Annotated in this window: 15 protein-coding genes; 6 read left to right on the top strand and 9 right to left on the bottom strand. The window is 57.1% G+C overall.

Going from position 1 to position 19,139, the window contains the following annotated elements:
* Positions 1–6: 6 nt before the first annotated feature.
* The 4 genes from hslV to priA form a co-directional block, all read right to left on the bottom strand.
* On the bottom strand, positions 7–537 hold the full coding sequence (gene hslV, locus ACLGE8_RS18535; protein WP_185668810.1) for an ATP-dependent protease subunit HslV: 531 nt from the start codon (positions 535–537) through the stop codon (positions 7–9).
* A gap of 92 nt (positions 538–629) precedes the next feature.
* Positions 630–1,598: a cell division protein FtsN gene (gene ftsN, locus ACLGE8_RS18540; RefSeq protein ID WP_411000352.1), complete on the bottom strand. Its 969-nt coding sequence runs from the start codon at positions 1,596–1,598 to the stop codon at positions 630–632.
* 98 nt (positions 1,599–1,696) lie between these two features.
* Positions 1,697–2,719, bottom strand: a complete 1,023-nt coding sequence (gene cytR / locus ACLGE8_RS18545; RefSeq protein ID WP_411000354.1) for a DNA-binding transcriptional regulator CytR — start codon at positions 2,717–2,719, stop codon at positions 1,697–1,699.
* 150 nt (positions 2,720–2,869) lie between these two features.
* The gene (gene priA / locus ACLGE8_RS18550) at positions 2,870–5,065 is read right to left on the bottom strand and encodes a primosomal protein N' (RefSeq protein WP_411000356.1); all 2,196 of its coding nucleotides are present in this window, start codon (positions 5,063–5,065) and stop codon (positions 2,870–2,872) included.
* Positions 5,066–5,266: 201 nt separating this feature from the next.
* On the opposite strand from priA, the gene rpmE reads away from it, so the two are divergent.
* A complete protein-coding gene (rpmE, locus tag ACLGE8_RS18555; protein ID WP_395597049.1) occupies positions 5,267–5,479 on the top strand; it encodes a 50S ribosomal protein L31 in 213 nt (70 codons plus the stop codon).
* Positions 5,480–5,788: 309 nt separating this feature from the next.
* Here rpmE and metJ read toward each other — a convergent pair whose 3' ends face one another.
* Positions 5,789–6,106: a met regulon transcriptional regulator MetJ gene (metJ, locus tag ACLGE8_RS18560; protein WP_012907792.1), complete on the bottom strand. Its 318-nt coding sequence runs from the start codon at positions 6,104–6,106 to the stop codon at positions 5,789–5,791.
* A 260-nt stretch (positions 6,107–6,366) separates the two neighbouring features.
* Between metJ and metB the strand changes: the two genes are divergently transcribed.
* The gene (metB, locus tag ACLGE8_RS18565; protein ID WP_411000358.1) at positions 6,367–7,527 is read left to right on the top strand and encodes a cystathionine gamma-synthase; all 1,161 of its coding nucleotides are present in this window, start codon (positions 6,367–6,369) and stop codon (positions 7,525–7,527) included.
* 2 nt (positions 7,528–7,529) lie between these two features.
* Positions 7,530–9,962: a bifunctional aspartate kinase/homoserine dehydrogenase II gene (locus tag ACLGE8_RS18570; protein ID WP_411000360.1), complete on the top strand. Its 2,433-nt coding sequence runs from the start codon at positions 7,530–7,532 to the stop codon at positions 9,960–9,962.
* A gap of 76 nt (positions 9,963–10,038) precedes the next feature.
* Here the strand turns inward: ACLGE8_RS18570 and ACLGE8_RS18575 are convergent, their stop codons facing one another.
* Positions 10,039–10,410, bottom strand: a complete 372-nt coding sequence (locus ACLGE8_RS18575) for a carboxymuconolactone decarboxylase family protein (RefSeq protein WP_411000361.1) — start codon at positions 10,408–10,410, stop codon at positions 10,039–10,041.
* A gap of 88 nt (positions 10,411–10,498) precedes the next feature.
* Between ACLGE8_RS18575 and ACLGE8_RS18580 the strand changes: the two genes are divergently transcribed.
* A complete protein-coding gene (locus ACLGE8_RS18580; RefSeq protein ID WP_411000363.1) occupies positions 10,499–11,407 on the top strand; it encodes a LysR family transcriptional regulator in 909 nt (302 codons plus the stop codon).
* On the opposite strand, the gene malI is transcribed toward ACLGE8_RS18580, so the two are convergent.
* Together malI and ACLGE8_RS18590 are read right to left on the bottom strand one after the other, a co-directional pair.
* Positions 11,380–12,396 (bottom strand): Mal regulon transcriptional regulator MalI, encoded by a 1,017-nt coding sequence (malI, locus tag ACLGE8_RS18585; RefSeq protein ID WP_411000365.1) that lies wholly within the window; start codon positions 12,394–12,396, stop codon positions 11,380–11,382. The two genes, ACLGE8_RS18580 and malI, sit on opposite strands and share 28 nt — an antisense overlap.
* A gap of 90 nt (positions 12,397–12,486) precedes the next feature.
* Positions 12,487–13,986 (bottom strand): PTS transporter subunit EIIC, encoded by a 1,500-nt coding sequence (locus ACLGE8_RS18590; protein ID WP_411000367.1) that lies wholly within the window; start codon positions 13,984–13,986, stop codon positions 12,487–12,489.
* A gap of 452 nt (positions 13,987–14,438) precedes the next feature.
* On the opposite strand from ACLGE8_RS18590, the gene metF reads away from it, so the two are divergent.
* Positions 14,439–15,326 (top strand): methylenetetrahydrofolate reductase, encoded by an 888-nt coding sequence (metF, locus tag ACLGE8_RS18595; protein ID WP_185668801.1) that lies wholly within the window; start codon positions 14,439–14,441, stop codon positions 15,324–15,326.
* Between the two features lie 334 nt (positions 15,327–15,660).
* Positions 15,661–17,835: a catalase/peroxidase HPI gene (katG, locus tag ACLGE8_RS18600; RefSeq protein ID WP_411000369.1), complete on the top strand. Its 2,175-nt coding sequence runs from the start codon at positions 15,661–15,663 to the stop codon at positions 17,833–17,835.
* Between the two features lie 195 nt (positions 17,836–18,030).
* On the opposite strand, the gene ACLGE8_RS18605 is transcribed toward katG, so the two are convergent.
* On the bottom strand, positions 18,031–19,134 hold the full coding sequence (locus tag ACLGE8_RS18605; protein WP_411000371.1) for a glycerol dehydrogenase: 1,104 nt from the start codon (positions 19,132–19,134) through the stop codon (positions 18,031–18,033).
* Positions 19,135–19,139 lie beyond the last annotated feature (5 nt).

Consider the following 19,139-nt stretch of genomic DNA (forward strand, 5'->3'; position numbering starts at 1 on the left):
AGATCCTTACGCCTTAGATGGTAATTCTTCGATGGTGTGGAAATGGTTGGTATAGATGCAGATATCACCTGCAATACTCAACGCTTTTTCAGCAATCTCACGTGCGCCAAGCTCGGTATTTTCCAGCAGGGCACGGGCAGCGGCCTGGGCGTATGGGCCGCCAGAGCCGATAGCAATCAGGTCGTTCTCTGGCTGCACCACATCACCATTCCCGGTGATGATAAGCGATGCGGTTTCGTCCGCGACCGCCAGCAGGGCTTCCAGCTTGCGCAGCATACGGTCGGTACGCCAGTCTTTCGCCAGCTCAACGGCGGCTTTGACCAGATGGCCCTGGTGCATTTCCAGTTTACGTTCAAACAGTTCGAACAGCGTGAAGGCGTCCGCAGTGCCGCCCGCGAAGCCAGCGATCACTTTATCGTTATACAGACGGCGAACTTTTTTCACGTTGCCTTTCATGACGGTATTGCCCAACGTGGCCTGACCATCACCGGCGATTACGACGTGGCCGTTACGGCGAACACTTACTATTGTTGTCACGAGCAGACCCCTTTGTTGCAAATACGAGATGTAGGGGCCCCGTACTGATACGGGGCAGAATGTAAGTATAGATGGGGGGGATTTTGGGGGTTTCAACCCCCGGATGCGAGCCTAATGCAGTTTCCGTGACCTGCCAGCTTCAGGCGGGCGATGGTGTTATCGACATTCTCTTTGCCTTTGACCGGGCCGATGACCACGCGATTCCAGCCGTTGTTGGTGGTGATTCTGGAATCAAAGCCTTCAAACGCCAGCTGAGCACGAACGGTTTCCGCCTGCTCGGCACCTTTGAAGGAACCACACTGTACCATCCAGCGACGATCGTCTTTTTTCTCTGGCTTCGGCGGCGGCGTCACTTCACGCACTTCCGGGATACCGTTATTGCTCTGCGCTTTTGGCTGCGAAGCGGCGGTGTGCGCTGGCGTCTGCAGCAGATCCTGATACGGCGCCTTGTTAGAGGCCGTTGCCTTAGGCGGCTGCTGGGTCTGGGTTTGACGCGGTTGCTGAACCGGCGGCGCAGTGCGCGTTTGTGGCTGCTGCACGACCTGCTGCTGTGACCACTGTTGCTGAGCCTGCTGTGCTAAGCGCTGGCGCTGCAAGGTTTGCTGGCGCTGTTCCGGCGTTTGTTCGTTCCACGGCACTTCCGTCAGTTGCGTTGGCTGCTGGCGCATATCCGCCTGCATCTGGGCCAACAGCTGGCGTTGCTCGTCGGTAAGCTGATTCGGGTTGATCACTTCTCCGCCTGCAGACGGCTCGGTTGGCGCACGCACGCCCGGCTGGCGGCTTTCCAGCTCTTTGATATAGCGCCAGCGCTCTTCCGGCTTTGGCGGAAGGCCGTTGCCGGTCACCTGGCGGCTCTGGAGTGCTTCAGACTCTTCTTTTTTATGATGCGTGATGAAGTACAAACCGCCGATAAAGGCGACGACGACTGCAGCAGCAATCGCCACCATGGCAGGAGAGACGGCCGGAAAGTTACTCTGTTTTTTCCGTGTATTCCGTGAAGCGCTGTTCTTGCGCCGCGAAGGAGCCTGTTGGCTGCGGCGTACATAGTCTCGTTGTGCCACTATCGTTTCGCTGTCTTTTTCCGTTAGTTAGCCCGACATGTTACTTAAGCGACGGGGCTTTGACCAGACAAGCAAGTCTTAAAGCGCCCGGCTTTACATCAAATTTTGCTTGTGCTGCCGCGAATGATCAGCTCGCAATCCAGCAGACGCGAACCACTATCAACAAACTGCCCGCTGAGTTGGTTCAGCAACAGCAGCATGGCCTCCCGGCCAATATCAAAACGCGGCTGGGCAACCGTGGTGAGCGGCGGGTCGCAAAACTCTGACAGCGATATGTTATCGAATCCAATAATGGACAGATCTTCCGGCACCTTCAGCCCCTGACGCTTGGCATAAGAGAGTGCGCCCAGCGCCATAATATCGCTGTGGCAGAAGATGGCGGTTGGCGGCTGTGGCAATGCCAACAGCTGTTCCAGCGCATTGGCACCAGCTTCATAGGTAAAGTTGCCGCGGGCGATGTAGTGAGGGTCGACGGTGATACCGCAGCGGCGCAGCGCCTGCACATAGCCCTGCAGACGATAATGGCACAGCGGCATCTCTTCCGGCCCGGCGATACAGGCAATGCGCTGGTGGCCGAGTTCGTGGAGATAGTTAACGGCATCGAACGAGGCGGTGAGGTTGTCGATATGTACCGTGGGCAGCCCCAGTTCCGGTGCAAATTCGTTAGCCATTACCATCGGCGGCAGGTTGCGCTGCTCTTCAATGCTGGCATCGAACGGCAGACGCGAGCCCAACAGCAGCATGCCGTCAATTTGCTTGGTGATGATTAAATCGATGAAGGTTTTTTCCTGCTGGTTCTGATGCGCGCAGTCGCCAATCAGCACCAGATAGCCCTGCGCGGCGGCGGTGACTTCGATCCCGCGGATCACCTCGCTAAAGAAGGGATCGCAGATATCCGGGACGATAACCAGAATTGTGCGCGATTCATTACGCTTCATGTTACGCCCCTGCATCTGCGGGAGGTAACCCACTTCCAGGGCGGCCTGCTCAACGCGGTTACGCGTCGCCTGCGAGACTTTCTCGGGGTTCATCAATGCACGAGATACGGTTGCCGTAGAGACATTCGCTTGTAGGGCAACATCCTTCATGGTTGCGGCAACAACCGGTTTTTTAGCCTTCACCTGATTTTCTCCTCGCTAACTGGCGCAGGCACGTCCTATGTGACCTGACATCTGACACACTTTTATCAGATAGTTAGGGGGATCCGTTACAGAATTTTCATCAGAAATGTGATGTTTGTTTGATTTCTAGATCCGGCTCGCAACTCTGCATTAACCTTCGATAGGGTCAACGTCGAGAACCCACTTCACCTTGCGGGATTCCGGCAGCGTATTGATAAGCGCCAGACTGGCCGTGACGATGTGCTGCAGGCGAATGCGTGAGGGATGCTGCAGCAGTATCTGCCAGCGGAAGCGGCCGCCGCGCTTCGGCGCTAACGCCGGAACCGGGCCAATCACCCACAGCTTATCGTCCGCCAGCGGGCTGGCCTGTATCAGATTACGCAGCTGCTGGAGAAAGACCGGCGCCTGCTGGTTGTTATGGTCTTCGGCGCGAATCAGTACATGGCTGGTGTACGGCGGCAGCTGCATGGTCTGACGTTCGGCCAGCGCCTGCTCGGCAAAGGCGTTATAGCCTTTATAGAGTAGCGTTTGCAGCAGCGGATGGTCAGGATGGTGCGTTTGCAGAACCACTTCACCCTGTTTACCTGCGCGCCCGGCACGGCCGGAGACCTGGGTATAGAGCTGGGCAAAGCGTTCTGCCGAGCGGAAATCGGCGGAGAACAGCGCGCCGTCAACGTCCAGCAGGGCAACCAGCGTCACGTCCGGGAAGTGGTGGCCTTTCGCCAGCATCTGGGTGCCAATCAGGATACGTGCGCCGCCGCGATGCACTTCCGCCAGATGCTGCTCCAGCGCGCCTTTACGGCTGGTGGTATCGCGGTCGATACGCGACAGCGGTACGCCGGGGAACATCGGTGCCAGCACCTGCTCCAGCTGTTCCGTTCCCAGCCCTACCGGCACCATGTGCGTCGAGCCGCAGGAAGGGCACTGGCGCGGGATAGGGCGTTGGCTGTCGCAGTGGTGGCAGCGCAGATGGTGCTGCGCCTGGTGCAGCGTGTAGTAGCTGTCGCAGCGCGGGCATTCGGCAATCCAGCCGCAGTCGTGACACAGCAGCGTAGGGGCGAACCCACGGCGGTTGAGGAATAAAATGACCTGATTGTCGGCCTGCAAATGCTGGCGCATACGGTTGATCAGCGCTGGTGATAGCCCGGCCTGAAGCTGTTGACCTTTTAAATCCAGCACGTGCTGCGTCGCCGGGCGCGCGTTGCCCGCGCGGCGGGTTAAACGCAGCAGGTGGTATTTATGCTGGCGCACGTTGAGCAACGTCTCCAGCGCCGGCGTGGCTGAGCCGAGGATTATCGGAATCTGCTCGCTGTGAGCGCGCCATACTGCGAGGTCGCGGGCATGATAGCGCCAGCCTTCCTGCTGTTTATAAGAGCTGTCGTGCTCTTCGTCGATGACGATCACGCCGAGATTCTTAAACGGTGTAAACAGCGAGGAGCGGGTGCCGATGACAATCGCCGCTTCACCGTTCTTCGCCTTGAGCCAGGCGGCCATGCGCTCGCTGTCGTTCAGCGCCGAGTGCAGCACTTCGACCGGCGCATTAAAGCGCTCGCGGAAGCGGGCGATGGTTTGCGGCGTCAGGCCGATTTCCGGCACCATCACCAGCGCCTGTTTGCCCTGCGCCAGCACGTTTTCCAGCACGCTAAGATAGACTTCCGTCTTCCCGGAGCCGGTGATCCCTTCCAGCAGCCAGGCGGAGAACGCATCGGACGCGCTATGAATCGCGCCTACCGCCGTGGCCTGCTCGGTGTTGAGTCGCAGGCGTTCGCCCGGCACCGAATAAGTGGTGCGCCAATCGGTGGTTTCCGGCGCAATGCTGCCCAGCTCGCAAAGCCCTTTGGTGCGCAGCGATTGCATCGCGCTTTCATTAAATTCCAGCTCTGCTACCTGGTGGCGCCAGATTTTCCCCTGTCGCAGCGCGGCCAGCGCCTGCTGCTGCTTTGGTGAGCGCTTGAGCGTGTTGATATCAACGGCCTGGCCCTGCTCGGTCGCAAACCAGAACCACTGCGGCGTCGCGCTGGCGGGTCTCCCCTGGCGCAGCAAAATGGGCAGCGCGTGGAACAACACGTCGCCAATAGGATGATGGTAATAGTCCGCCGCCCAGAGCAGCAGCCGCCAGACGGAAGTGGAGAAGACCGGCTCGCCGTCCAGCACCTCGATGACCGCTTTTAGCTCATCGCGCGGCAGCTCGCTGCTCTCGTTGACCGAGACGACAATCCCCACGCGTTCCTGTTTACCAAACGGCACGCGCACGCGGCAGCCTGCTTTCGCGCTGAGGTCATCAGGCAGCAGGTAGTCAAAGGTGCGGGGCAGCGGAACAGGCAGGGCAACGTGAGCAACGGGCATGTTTTCTTCCTGACTTGAAATCTGGCGAGACAGTATACACATTGTGGTAAGAGAGCGCGGATCAGTTTGCATCTGCTGGTCAAATTCTGTATGATTCGCCGCCTTTGATGCATCTTTGTATCATCGACCTATACTATTAACATCGCGTGGTGTCTGGCGTTAGGGCTGGAAGAGCGACGCGGCCTTAACCGAGGTTTTCCCATGAAAAAAGATATTCACCCGAAATACGAAGAAATTACTGCAACTTGTTCTTGCGGTAACGTCATGCAGATCCGCTCTACCGTTGGTCACAACCTGAACCTGGATGTGTGCGGTAAATGCCACCCGTTCTATACTGGCAAGCAGCGTGATGTTGCTACCGGTGGCCGTGTTGACCGCTTCAACAAGCGTTTCAGCATCCCAGGCAGCAAGTAAGTTGCCAAGCGAAAAAAGCGCCTCAGGGCGCTTTTTTTGTCTCTGAATTTCGGCAGTCGTAAAATTTTTTGTGACGAGCGTCACGAAAATATTGCGCCGCGCTGCGGATAAGCTTATTATTTGCCCATCAAACGACCACAAAATAACTATGGGTAAAGGTGTGACTATGCTGACCGCAATCAAAAACGTTTTTGTTTCTTACCTGATCTCTATGTCTGAACTGCATCCTGAAGTAACACGCTTCTAAGACGCTGAAAAAATTCGAAAAAAAAAGCAGAAATTATTTTCTGCTTTTTTTATGCCTGCCAATCAGTATTCCCACGTCTCTGGGTCAATCCCCAGCTCACGCATAATTTCTTTCGCCGCTTCCGGAATTTCATCGCTGCGCTCTTTACGCAGGTCTTCATCGTTAGGTAACGGTTGACCGGTAAATGCATGCAGGAACGCTTCACACAGCAGTTCGCTGTTGGTAGCGTGACGCAGGTTGTTCACCTGACGACGCGTGCGTTCATCGGTGAGGATCTTCAACACCTTCAGAGGAATGGAAACCGTAATTTTTTTTACTTGCTCACTCTTCTTACCGTGCTCAGCGTATGGGCTGATATATTCGCCGCTCCATTCAGCCATGAGATACCTTTAATCCTCTAGTCATAAGTTAACAGGCCGGGTCACGGCCGTGATCGCGCGTAGTTTACCGTAGAGAGGCCTGCCGTGACACGAGCTTAGCCTTCGCAGATGTGCGCTAATGCGTATAATTTTAACGGCTATTTGCCAATAGCTCAATCTATACGCAAAGAAGTTTAGAAGTCTAGATGTATTGACGGCTATGGCAACAATGTTTACTCTGGGGTCTGACTTTTCACAGACCTTGCCAGGAACGAATCCTCATGACCCGTAAACAGGCCACCATCGCAGTGCGGAGCGGATTAAATGACGACGAGCAGTATGGTTGTGTTGTCCCGCCCATTCATCTTTCCAGTACCTATAACTTTACCGGCTTTAATGAGCCGCGTGCGCATGACTACTCTCGTCGCGGTAATCCGACGCGTGACGTGGTTCAGCGGGCGCTGGCCGAGCTGGAAGGGGGCGCAGGCGCGGTTCTGACCAACACGGGCATGTCGGCGATTCACCTGGTAACCACCGTATTCCTCAAGCCTGGTGACCTGCTGGTAGCGCCACACGACTGCTACGGCGGCAGCTACCGTCTGTTCGACAGCCTGGCTAAACGCGGCTGTTACCGCGTGCTGTTTGTCGATCAGGGCAATGATGAAGCGTTAAAAGCGGCGCTGGCGGAAAAACCGAAGCTGGTGCTGGTGGAAAGCCCAAGCAACCCGCTGCTGCGCGTGGTGGATATTGCAAAAATCTGTCAGCTGGCGCGTGAAGCCGGCGCGACGAGCGTGGTGGATAACACCTTCCTGAGCCCGGCGCTGCAAAACCCGCTGGCGCTGGGGGCGGATCTGGTCCTGCACTCATGCACCAAATACCTGAACGGCCATTCTGACGTGGTGGCGGGCGTGGTGATTGCAAAAGATCCTGAAACGGTCACGGAACTGGCATGGTGGGCGAATAATATCGGCGTCACCGGCGGCGCGTTCGACAGCTATCTGCTGCTGCGCGGTCTGCGTACGCTGGTACCACGTATGGACGTGGCGCAGCGCAACGCCCAGGCGATTGTCGACTTCCTGAAAACCCAGCCGCTGGTGAAAAAGCTGTATCATCCTTCTCTGCCGGATAACCAGGGGCATGAAATTGCCGCTCGCCAGCAGAAAGGGTTTGGTGCGATGCTGAGCTTTGAACTGAACGGTGATGAACAGACGCTGCGTCGCTTCCTGAGCGGGCTGTCACTCTTCACGCTGGCGGAATCGCTGGGTGGGGTAGAGAGCCTGATTTCTCACGCGGCCACCATGACCCACGCGGGCATGGCCCCGGAAGCGCGCGCGGCCGCAGGTATTTCTGAGACGCTGCTGCGTATCTCAACCGGTATTGAAGATAGCCAGGACTTAATTGCCGATCTGGAAAATGGATTCCGGATCGCAGCCGAGGGGTAAACATGAGTGTGATTGCGCAGGCAGGGGCGAACGAACGTCAGCTGCATAAATTTGGTGGAAGTAGTCTGGCGGATGTGAAGTGTTACCTGCGCGTTGCCGGCATTATGACTGAGTACTCTCAGCCCGGCGATATGATGGTCGTTTCCGCCGCAGGGAGCACCACCAACCAGCTGATTAGCTGGCTGAAGCTCAGCCAGACCGATCGCCTTTCTGCGCATCAGGTTCAGCAGACGCTGCGCCGCTATCAGTCTGAGCTGATTAGCGGCCTGCTGCCTGCCGAGATTGCCGACGGCATGATTGCTGATTTTATTCATGACCTGGAGCGTCTGGCCGAGCTTTTAGATAATGGCGTGAGCGACGCGGTGTACGCGGAAGTGGTCGGCCACGGTGAAGTGTGGTCGGCTCGTCTGATGGCGGAAGTCCTTAAGCTGCAAGGCCTGGACGCGGCCTGGCTGGATGCTCGCGCGTTTTTACGCGCCGAGCGCTCCGCGCAGCCGCAGGTGGATGAAGGCCTCTCTTACCCGCTGTTGCAACAGCTTCTGGCACAGCATCCGGGTAAACGTCTGGTGGTGACCGGCTTTATCAGCCGCAACAACGCGGGTGAAACCGTGTTGCTGGGGCGTAACGGCTCGGACTACTCCGCGACGCAAATCGGCGCGCTGGCGGGCGTTTCCCGCGTCACCATCTGGAGCGACGTGGCCGGGGTGTACAGCGCCGACCCGCGTAAAGTGAAAGATGCCTGCCTGCTGCCGCTGCTGCGTCTGGATGAAGCCAGCGAGCTGGCGCGTCTTGCCGCGCCGGTGCTGCACGCCCGTACGTTACAGCCGGTTTCCGGCAGTGATATCGACCTGCAATTACGCTGTAGCTACACGCCGGATCAGGGTTCTACGCGCATCGAGCGCGTGCTCGCCTCCGGTACCGGCGCGCGTATTGTCACCAGCCATGATGACGTCTGCCTGATTGAGTTCCGGGTGCCGGCAAGCCAGGACTTCAAGCTGGCGCATAAAGAAATCGACCAATTACTCAAACGCGCACAAATCCGCCCACTGGCGGTAGGCGTGCACGCTGACCATAAGCTGCTGCAGTTCTGCTACACCTCGGAAGTGGCCGACAGCGCGCTGAAAATTCTTGATGAAGCGGGCCTGCCGGGCGAGCTTCGCCTGCGTCAGGGTCTGGCGCTGGTAGCAATGGTGGGCGCGGGCGTCACCCGTAACCCGCTGCACTGCCACCGTTTCTGGCAGCAATTGAAGGGTCAGCCGGTTGAATTTACCTGGCAGTCGGAAGAAGGCATCAGTCTGGTTGCCGTGCTGCGCGCGGGGCCAACCGAAAGCCTGATTCAGGGCCTGCACCAGTCGCTGTTCCGCGCGGAAAAACGTATCGGCCTGATGCTGTTCGGCAAAGGCAATATTGGTTCCCGCTGGCTGGAGCTGTTTGCCCGCGAGCAGAGCACGCTCTCTGCCCGTACCGGCTTTGAATTTGTGCTAGCCGGGGTTGTGGATAGCCGCCGCAGCCTGCTGAACTATGAAGGGCTCGACGCCAGCCGCGCGCTGGCCTTCTTTGACGATGAAGCCATCGAACAAGATGAAGAGTCGCTGTTCCTGTGGATGCGCGCGCACCCCTACGACGATCTCGTGGTGCTGGATGTGACCGCCAGCCCGCAGCTGGCCGATCAGTACCTTGATTTCGCTAGCCACGGTTTCCACGTGATCAGCGCCAACAAACTGGCCGGGGCCAGCAGCAGCGATAAATATCGCCAGATCCACGACGCGTTCGACAAAACCGGCCGCCACTGGCTGTATAACGCGACCGTCGGCGCAGGTCTGCCGGTGAACCACACCGTGCGAGATCTGATCGACAGCGGCGACAGCATTCTGGCCATTAGCGGTATCTTCTCCGGGACGCTTTCCTGGCTGTTCCTGCAGTTCGACGGCAGCGTGCCTTTCACCGAGCTGGTGGATCAGGCCTGGCAGCAGGGGCTGACCGAGCCCGACCCACGCGTGGACCTTTCCGGTAAAGACGTGATGCGCAAGCTGGTGATCCTGGCGCGCGAAGCGGGCTACGACATCGAGCCGGATCAGGTACGCGTTGAGTCTCTGGTGCCTGCGCACTGCGAAGAGGGCTCTATCGACCACTTCTTTGAGAATGGCGAAGAGCTGAACGAGCAGATGCTCCAGCGCCTGGAAGCAGCGCAGGAGATGGGGCTGGTACTGCGCTACGTGGCGCGGTTTGATGCTAACGGCAAAGCTCGCGTTGGGGTGGAAGCCGTGCGTCAGGAACATCCGCTGGCGTCGCTGCTGCCGTGTGATAACGTCTTTGCAATTGAGAGCCGCTGGTACCGCGATAACCCATTGGTGATTCGTGGGCCGGGCGCCGGTCGCGATGTGACCGCCGGGGCGATTCAGTCGGATATTAACCGTCTGGCGCAGCTGCTGTAGTTTTGGTTCGCTACGCTTATCCGGCCTACATCGTTCTGTAGGCCGGATAAGGCATTTATGCCGCCATCCGGCAGAATTACGCCTTCGCAAACACCTCTTTTGCGGCGAACAGGCCGTTTAGCGCCGCTGGAAATCCCGCATAAACCGCCATCTGCATTATCACTTCAATAATCTCCTCCTGCGTTAAGCCAACGTGCAGCGCAGCGGCGATATGTACCTTAAGCTGCGGTGCGGCGTTACCCATGGCGGTGAGCGCGGCGACGGTGGCAATTTCCCGGCTGCGCAGATCCAGCCCCGGACGCGCATAAATATCGCCAAACGGGAATTCAAGCAGATAGCGGGCGAAGTCCGGCGCAATATCCTTCAGGCTATCGACAACGGCATCCCCGCCTTTCCCATCAACCTGTTGTAGCATTTTCTGACCGGTAATATAGCGTTCTGAATCCATGATAAACCCCTCGTTAGTTAGCGTATGACGAGAAGATAGAGCGCGTGGGTTCATTTGGATAATACCGATTCCGTGATACCTTTTCGGTATGACTACATCTCCCCTACATGCTCTGGATATCCGCCTGCTGCGCTACTTTGCCGTGGTGGCGGAAGAGAACAATATGCGCCGCGCGGCTGACCGACTGTATATGTCACAGCCGCCGCTAAGCCGCCATATTCGCCAGCTTGAAGAACGGCTGGGGGTCATCCTTTTTGTCCGGCATAGCAAAGGGCTGACGTTAACGGCTGATGGGCTGCGGGTGCTGGAGATTATTCGCCCGCTGCTGGAGCAGCAGGATAAGACCTATGCCGCCTTGAGCCAGCTCGCTCAGGCTGAAGCACCGTCGCTGCGTGTGGGGCTAACTACCGCGTTTGAGCAGGGGGTTTTTGCTTCGCTGGAAACGGCGCTGGCGGCGCAGGTAGAGACGCTGCACGTGGTGCGCCATGGTTCGCCGGAGCTGGTGCGTCAGGTGCGACGCGGAAAATTGGATGCTGCGCTGGTGGCGCTGCCGCTGGAGACCTCAGGGCTCAGCGTGACGTGGCTAAATCGGCAGGAGCCGCTGATTGCAGCGCTGCCCGCGCAATGGCCGGAGTCGGAACAAGGGCGGCTGACGTTGAGTGCGCTTAACGGCAAGCCGTTATTTTGGTTTAAACGCGAACGTAATCTGGCGTTCTTCGACTTCACCCGCGATATTTTCCGTCGTGCGGGCTATGCCCCCGCCTGCCTGGAAGAACCTCTCGAACATGATGTGCTGCTGGCGCGCATTGCTCGCGGCGAAGGGTTGAGCCTGTTTCCCGCCTCATTTGCCGCTATTCAGCGTCAGGGCGTCGTTTTCCGGCCCATAGATGAGGCTGCGCTATGCGTGCAGTGGGGTCTGGTGATGTTACCGGAAAACGAGGCGCGTCTTGCCTGGTTGCGGGACGTGGTTCACGCCGACTCGCGCGTCACCAACTGACCGGAAAGCGTAATTGACTGATTCTCTAACGCAGGCTCTTTGAGCTTGCGGATCATCAGCGTAGCCGCCTGCCGTCCGCTCTCTTCGCTGGCGGAAGAGACATAAGTAAAGGCCGGTGAGGTGAGGTTGATGTGCAGCATATCCTCAAAGCCAATCAGCGCCACCTGCTGCGTCAGGAAAACATCTTTACCTACCGTTCGTCCCACCTTATGAATCCCATCAATACAGCCGATCAGGGCATCCGGGGAATGACAGAGCAGCGCGGTAATGGCGTTGTTATTTTCCAGCAAGTGGCGTGTGGCTACGCTGGCGGCATAGGTATCGTTGCCGCAGGCAGGGCTAAACTCTTCGCGGTAGCCGATCCCAAGACGGGTGAGGGTGCTGCGAAAGCCCACCAGACGCTGTTGGCGGATAAGATCGTTTTCCAGGCCGCCGAGATAGGCAATATAGCGATGGCCGCGCTCCAGCAGATAACGCGTCGCCAGGCTGGCTGCCTGTTGGTTATCGCGCAGCACCCGGTTGCACTCGTCTTTAATCGGCGACTGTGAGACGACGACCAGCGGCAGCGGGCACTGGCGAATTTGTGCGGGTAACGTATCGCGGCGGGAATCGGAGGCCAGATAGATAACCCCGGCAACCCCTTGTTGCTTGAAAGACAGCAGGCAGCGTTCCAGGTGTTCATGCTCGTTCAGCGGCTGACCGAGAAAAACCATATAGCCCTGCGCTTCCAGTTCCTGGACGATACTCGCCATCACTTTAATGGAAAAGCTGTCGCTGAAATCGCGGAGGATAAGACCAATCAGGTTAGAGGTGTTTGCGCGGAGGTTAGCGGCGGCGACGTTGTGAACGTAGCCCAGCTCATGAATGGCGGCCTGCACTTTTTCGATGGTGGCATCGGAGATTTTGCCTTTCTGACGAAGCACCAGCGACACGGTAGAAACCGACACGCCCGCTCGCTTCGCGACATCAATTATGCTGACCTTCTTCAAAAATCGCTCCCTGAGCCGTCACGCTAATCCACACAAAACAAGGAGGCTCCCATCAGTAACGGGAACCTCCAACCGATCATAATCTTATGATTATTTGCCAATCATCGTCGACATAGTTTCCGCGATAAATTGCGCTCGTGCGCCAAATATTACCTGAATTCCGTGATCGCCGACGAAAACAACGCCGCGAGCGCCGATATTGTTCAGCCCATCTTTGTCCACTGGCCCTTTATCTGTCACTTCAAGACGCAGACGGGTAATGCAGGAGCCCACGGACGCGATGTTATGCTCGCCGCCCAGCAGGTCGATAATCTCCGTTGCCAGGTCTTCATCAGTTTTGTCGTTGGCACTGACCGTGGTTTCCGTGCGGCCCGGCGTTTTAACATCGAAACGGCGGATGACGAAGCGGAAGGTGAAGTAGTAAATCAGCCCCATCGGGATACCGACGATAATCGCGTTCAGGAAGTTGGTCTGGTAGCCGTTAAACGACGGCAGGATCCCGAAGGAGATGTAGTCGATAAGCCCGGCCGAGAACGACTTGGCGATATGCGCATGCAGCAGGTACATCACCATGTAGGAGAGACCGGCCATGATGGCGTTGAAGACATAAAGAATCGGCGCCACAAAGATAAAGGTGAACTCAACCGGTTCGGTGATCCCGGTCAGGAAGCAGGTCAGCGCGGCGGAGAACAGAATACCGGCGGCGATCTTTTTATTCTTGGTATGTGCTTCATGGTACATCGCCAGACAGGCAGCCGGCAGCGCGAACAGCATCAGCGGGAACTCACCCTGCATGAATTTACCGGCGTTCTGGTAGGTATCGCTGCTGAAGGATTTCACCCCCTCTTCCAGCATTTTGAACCAGATAGTCTGGTCGCCGTGGATAACCTGGCCGGCGTGGGTGGTGTAGTCGCCGAAGGAGTACCAGAAAGAGGGATACCAGATGTGGTGCAGGCCGAGCGGAATCAGCGCACGTTCAACCAGCCCGAAGATAAAGGTCGAGGCCGCCTGGTTATCACCGTTGATAACCACAGACAGCGCGTCGATACCCGCCTGAATGTGCTGCCAGATGTATGGCAGAATCAGGCCAAGCGCGAACGACAGCAGCGCGGTGGCAATCGCCACGAAGCGTTTGCCGGAGAAGAAACCGAGGAATTCAGGCAGCTGCATTTTGTGGAAGCGGTTAAAGCACCACGCCGCCAGGATGCCGCAAATCAGGCCGCCAAAGACGCCCATCTGTAGGGTTGGAATCCCCACCACCATCGCGTATTTCCCGCCCTGCGCCGCCATTTCCGGCGTAATGCCAAGCACGGTGCTGATAGTGATGTTAGTGACAAACACGGAGACGGCGGCGGACAGCGCCGCGATGCCGGACTCGGAGGCCAGACCGACCGCGGAACCGATAGCAAACAGCATTGGCAGGTTGTCGAAGATAATCCCACCGGCGTTCATCATCAGCGGCAGATGGAATTTATCCCCGAACGCCAGCAGCAAGCCCGCCGCGGGCAGAAGCGAGATCGGCAGCATCAGCGCGCGGCCAATCATCGACAGTTTGGAAAGCGATTTAACAACACTTTGAATCAGACTCATACTGATTTCCCCCGATAGACGCCTCTTCGTGCGTGCTTTTAGTAACCCTGTTTATATTAGGTATAACGTTATAGTAGAACGTTCTACTTATCGTGAAACAAGTCATTAACGTCTGCAATGGAATTTTTGCTTCCTCGATGAATGCGTGAAAAATATGAGATCTAGTTCTCAAATTTTATGCCATAGTGAATGTGTGGTTAATGTGACCATCCGGAGGGCTTGTGAGAGGGTAACCAGGCGATTTATACGCGGGAAATCGCCTTCTGGCAGCACAGCCTGCTTCATTACCCGACGAGGTGAATATTTTTCATCTTGATTGCAGATAACTCACTTTTTACGCGGATTTTTCTATTGACGCCTGCCCGCTTTTGGGGCATTTTTACATCCAGACGTCTAAACGGATAGATGTTTACAACACAACAATAATGACACGTGATTGATAGAGGTAAGGTATGAGCTTTTTTCACGCCAACCAGCGGGAAGCGCTGAATCAGAGTCTGGCCGAGGTTCAGGGGCAGATTAACGTTTCTTTCGAGTTTTTCCCGCCGCGCACCAGTGAAATGGAGCAGACCCTGTGGAACTCTATCGATCGCCTAAGCAGCCTGAAGCCGAAATTTGTCTCGGTTACCTACGGGGCTAACTCCGGTGAGCGCGACCGTACGCACAGCATCATTAAAGGCATTAAAGACCGTACCGGTCTGGAAGCCGTGCCGCACTTGACCTGTATCGACGCCACGCGAGACGAACTGCGCGCTATCGCCCAGGACTACTGGAATAACGGTATCCGTCATATCGTCGCCCTGCGCGGCGATCTGCCACCGGGCAGCGGTAAACCAGAAATGTATGCATCCGACCTGGTCACTTTGCTGAAAGATGTGGCGGATTTTGATATCTCCGTAGCGGCCTACCCAGAAGTGCATCCGGAAGCGAAAAGCGCTCAGGCGGACCTGCTTAACCTGAGACGCAAAGTGGAAGCCGGTGCAAACCGCGCCATCACTCAGTTCTTCTTCGACGTCGAAAGCTATCTGCGCTTCCGTGACCGCTGCGTGTCGGCGGGTATCGATGTGGAAATTATCCCGGGCATCCTGCCGGTCTCGAACTTTAAGCAGGCGAAGAAATTTGCCGACATGACCAACGTGCGTATTCCTGCCTGGATGTCGACGATGTTCGACGGCCTGGACGATGATGCCGAAACCCGCAAGCTGGTGGGCGCGAATATCGCCATGGACATGGTCAAAATTCTGAGCCGTGAAGGGGTGAAAGATTTCCACTTCTATACGTTGAACCGTGCGGAAATGAGCTACGCCATTTGCCACACGCTGGGCGTCCGCCCGGCGTAATATCTTGCCGGATAGCGTTGCGCTTATTCGGTCTACGACATTGGTATTTTGTAGGCCCGGTAAGCGAAGCGCCACCGGGCAACGGTTCGCGTTCAAATTCCCCGCTTAGGCATAAGAAAATCCTTATATTTTGAGTGGTTTCTTATTATTTCTCCCGATCGATCACAGTCAACTTCCCCCAAATTGTGTAAGAATAGGCTCGACCTGCGCAGAAATTCCTCTCTGACAAGGGAAAAATAAGAGGAATTAACTATCAAATCCGTGGGTCATTTCAGCTATAACTTATCAGCAGGGGTGTATATCTTAATGATAAATACTGTAAGGGAGCATAGTGATGAGCACGCCAGACGATATCCAGAACGCAGGTAAATGTCCTTTCCACCACGGTGGTGGTCACGATCAGAGCGCCGGCGCTGGCACCAGTAGCAAGGACTGGTGGCCGAAGCAGCTTCGCGTTGATCTACTTAATCAGCATTCCAATCGATCTAACCCGCTGGGTGAAGACTTCGATTATCGCAAAGAATTCAGCAAATTAGATTACTCCGCACTGAAGGGTGATATTCGTGCGCTGTTAACTGATTCGCAATCCTGGTGGCCCGCAGACTGGGGCAGCTATGTGGGGCTGTTTATCCGCATGGCGTGGCACGGTGCGGGTACCTACCGTTCTACCGATGGTCGCGGCGGCGCAGGGCGCGGCCAACAGCGTTTCGCCCCGCTGAACTCCTGGCCGGATAACGTGAGCCTGGATAAGGCGCGTCGTCTGCTGTGGCCAATCAAACAGAAATATGGGCAGAAAATCTCCTGGGCCGACCTGTATATCCTTGCGGGTAACGTGGCGCTGGAAAACTCTGGCTTCCGTACCTTTGGTTTTGGTGCCGGGCGTGAAGACGTGTGGGAACCGGATCAGGACGTAAACTGGGGTGATGAAAAAGCCTGGCTGGCGCACCGTGACCCGGAAGAGCTGGCGAAACGCCCGCTTGCGGCCACCGAAATGGGCCTTATCTACGTGAACCCGGAAGGGCCGAACGCCAGCGGTGAACCGCTGTCTGCGGCTGCGGCGATTCGCGCCACCTTCGGTAACATGGGGATGGACGACGAAGAGACCGTGGCGCTGATTGCCGGTGGTCACACGCTGGGTAAAACCCACGGCGCGGCTTCGGCAACGCACGTTGGGCCGGACCCGGAAGCCGCTCCAATTGAATCTCAGGGCCTGGGCTGGACAAACAGCTTCGGCAGCGGGGCGGGTAAAGATGCCATCACTTCCGGTCTGGAAGTGGTCTGGACACAGACCCCTACCCAGTGGAGCAACTACTTCTTCGAGAACCTGTTCAAATACGAATGGGTGCAGACCCGCAGCCCGGCTGGCGCTATCCAGTTTGAAGCGGTAGACGCACCGGACCTGATTCCAGATCCGTTCGACCCGTCTAAAAAACGTAAACCAACCATGCTGGTGACTGACCTGACGCTGCGCTTCGATCCGGACTTCGAGAAAATTTCTCGCCGCTTCCTGAACGACCCGCAGGCCTTTAACGAAGCCTTTGCCCGCGCGTGGTTCAAACTGACCCACCGTGATATGGGGCCAAAAGCGCGTTACATCGGGCCAGAAGTGCCACGTGAAGATCTGATTTGGCAGGACCCACTGCCGCATGCGTTCTTCAACCCGACCGCCGAAGATATCGAAAGCCTGAAGGCGGATATTGCGGCATCCGGTCTCTCCGTAGGTGAGCTGGTGTCGGTTGCGTGGGCTTCCGCGTCCACCTTCCGCGGTGGTGATAAACGCGGTGGTGCGAACGGCGCACGTCTGGCGCTTGCGCCACAGCGCGATTGGGAAGTGAACGCCACGGCGACTCGCGTTCTGCCGGTGCTGGAAGGCATCTATAAATCGGCGCATAAAGCTTCTCTGGCCGACATTATCGTGCTGGCCGGTGTGGTGGGCGTTGAGCAGGCGGCGAAAGCGGCCGGCGTTAACATCAAAGTGCCGTTTACCCCAGGCCGCGTAGATGCGCGTCAGGATCAGACGGACATCGAGATGTTTGAGCTGCTCAAACCGATTGCTGATGGTTTCCGTAACTATCGTGCGGCACCGGGCGAAGCGACCACTGAATCTCTGCTGATCGACAAAGCACAGCTGCTGACCCTGACCGCGCCGGAACTGACCGTGCTGGTTGGCGGTATGCGCGTACTGGGTGCGAACTTCGACGGTAGCAACCACGGTGTCTTTACCGACAGCGTGGGCGTGCTCAGCACTGACTTCTTCGTCAACCTGCTGGATATGCGCACCGAGTGGAAAGCGACCGACGAAACGTCCGAGCTATTCGAAGGCCGTGACCGTGCGAGCGGTGAGGTGAAATACACCGCCACTCGTGCCGACCTGGTCTTTGGCTCTAACGCTGTACTGCGCGCGCTGGCGGAGGTTTATGCCTCCAGCGATGCGAAAGAGAAGTTTGTGAAAGACTTCGTGGCGGCATGGGTGAAAGTGATGAACCTGGACCGTTTTGACCTGCTGTAAGATGGGTTTGACGGTATAAAAAATCCCCGCGAAAGCGGGGATTTTTGTTTGTGGGATTTGGTACGGGGAGACTTCCCCCATCACCCTAACCCTCTCCCTGAGGGAGAGGGGACCGTTTAGTGCGGGCTGTAAGTTCGGTGCTTTAATACGGCTCTGGCTGCCTTTCTCCCTCGCCCCTTCGGGGAGAGAGGGGAATTACTCCCACTCGTGCAGAAAACGCTGCCCATACTGGTCAGCCACCAACAGCGCCGCGTAAACGCGGTCAGGGTCTGCGCCGCCCGGCATGTTGTGGATGGTTTCGCCTTCCGCACAGGCCGCTTCCGCCACCAGGCGCATTTTTGCCGGAATATCCTCTTTGATACTCAGCTGTGCCAGGGTGATCGGCAGGCCAACGCTGTGGCACAGAGCCGCCACGGTTTCAATCTCTTCTACCGGTGCATTTTCCAGCACCAGTTGGGTGAGAGTACCGAACGCCACTTTCTCACCGTGGTAGTAGTGGTGTGCGTCCGGAATTGCCGTCATGCCGTTGTGAATGGCGTGTGCCGCCGCCAGGCCGCCGCTCTCAAAGCCGACGCCGCTCAGGTAGGTGTTAGCTTCAATGACGCGGTCCAGCGCTGGCGTCACCACGTGCTGCTCTGCCGCCAGCATGGCTTTTTCACCCTCTTCAATTAGCGTGTTGTAGCACAGCTCGGCCAGCGCCAGCGCGGCCTGGGTGCATTTGCCGCCCGCCATGGTGGTGGCGCCGCTGCGTGAGCAGGCGCGGGCTTCAAACCAGGTTGCCAACGCATCGCCAATCCCGGCAGCCAGCAGACGCGCAGGGGCACCGGCGACGATTTTGGTATCGACGATAACCATGTTCGGGTTGTGTGGCAGCATCAGGTAGCGGTCAAATTCGCCGTCGTCGGTATACAGCACGGAGAGCGCGCTGCACGGGGCATCGGTGGAGGCGATGGTGGGAACAATCGCCACCGGCAGGTTCATAAAGTGGGCCAGCGCTTTAGCGGTATCCAGCGTTTTCCCGCCGCCGATACCTAAAATAGCGCTGCATTTGGCGCTGTTCGCCACGTCCTGCAGACGGTTAACTTCGTTTTGTGAACATTCGCCGCCGAACGGGGCTATCTCAACGGAGAGGCCCGCGCCGGTCAGGCTTTTGCGCAGCGTCTCTTCGGCAAACCCCAGCACGAATTTATCGCCGACGACCAGCCAGCTATTGGCCATTGGCTTCAGGTAGTCACCAAGACGCGTGATAACGTCGGCACCCTGAATATACTTACCTGGTGATTGAATAATGCGATCCATACATT

The sequence above is a fragment of the Kluyvera sp. 142486 genome, from assembly GCF_046569695.1.
In the GTDB taxonomy this organism is placed as follows: domain Bacteria; phylum Pseudomonadota; class Gammaproteobacteria; order Enterobacterales; family Enterobacteriaceae; genus Kluyvera.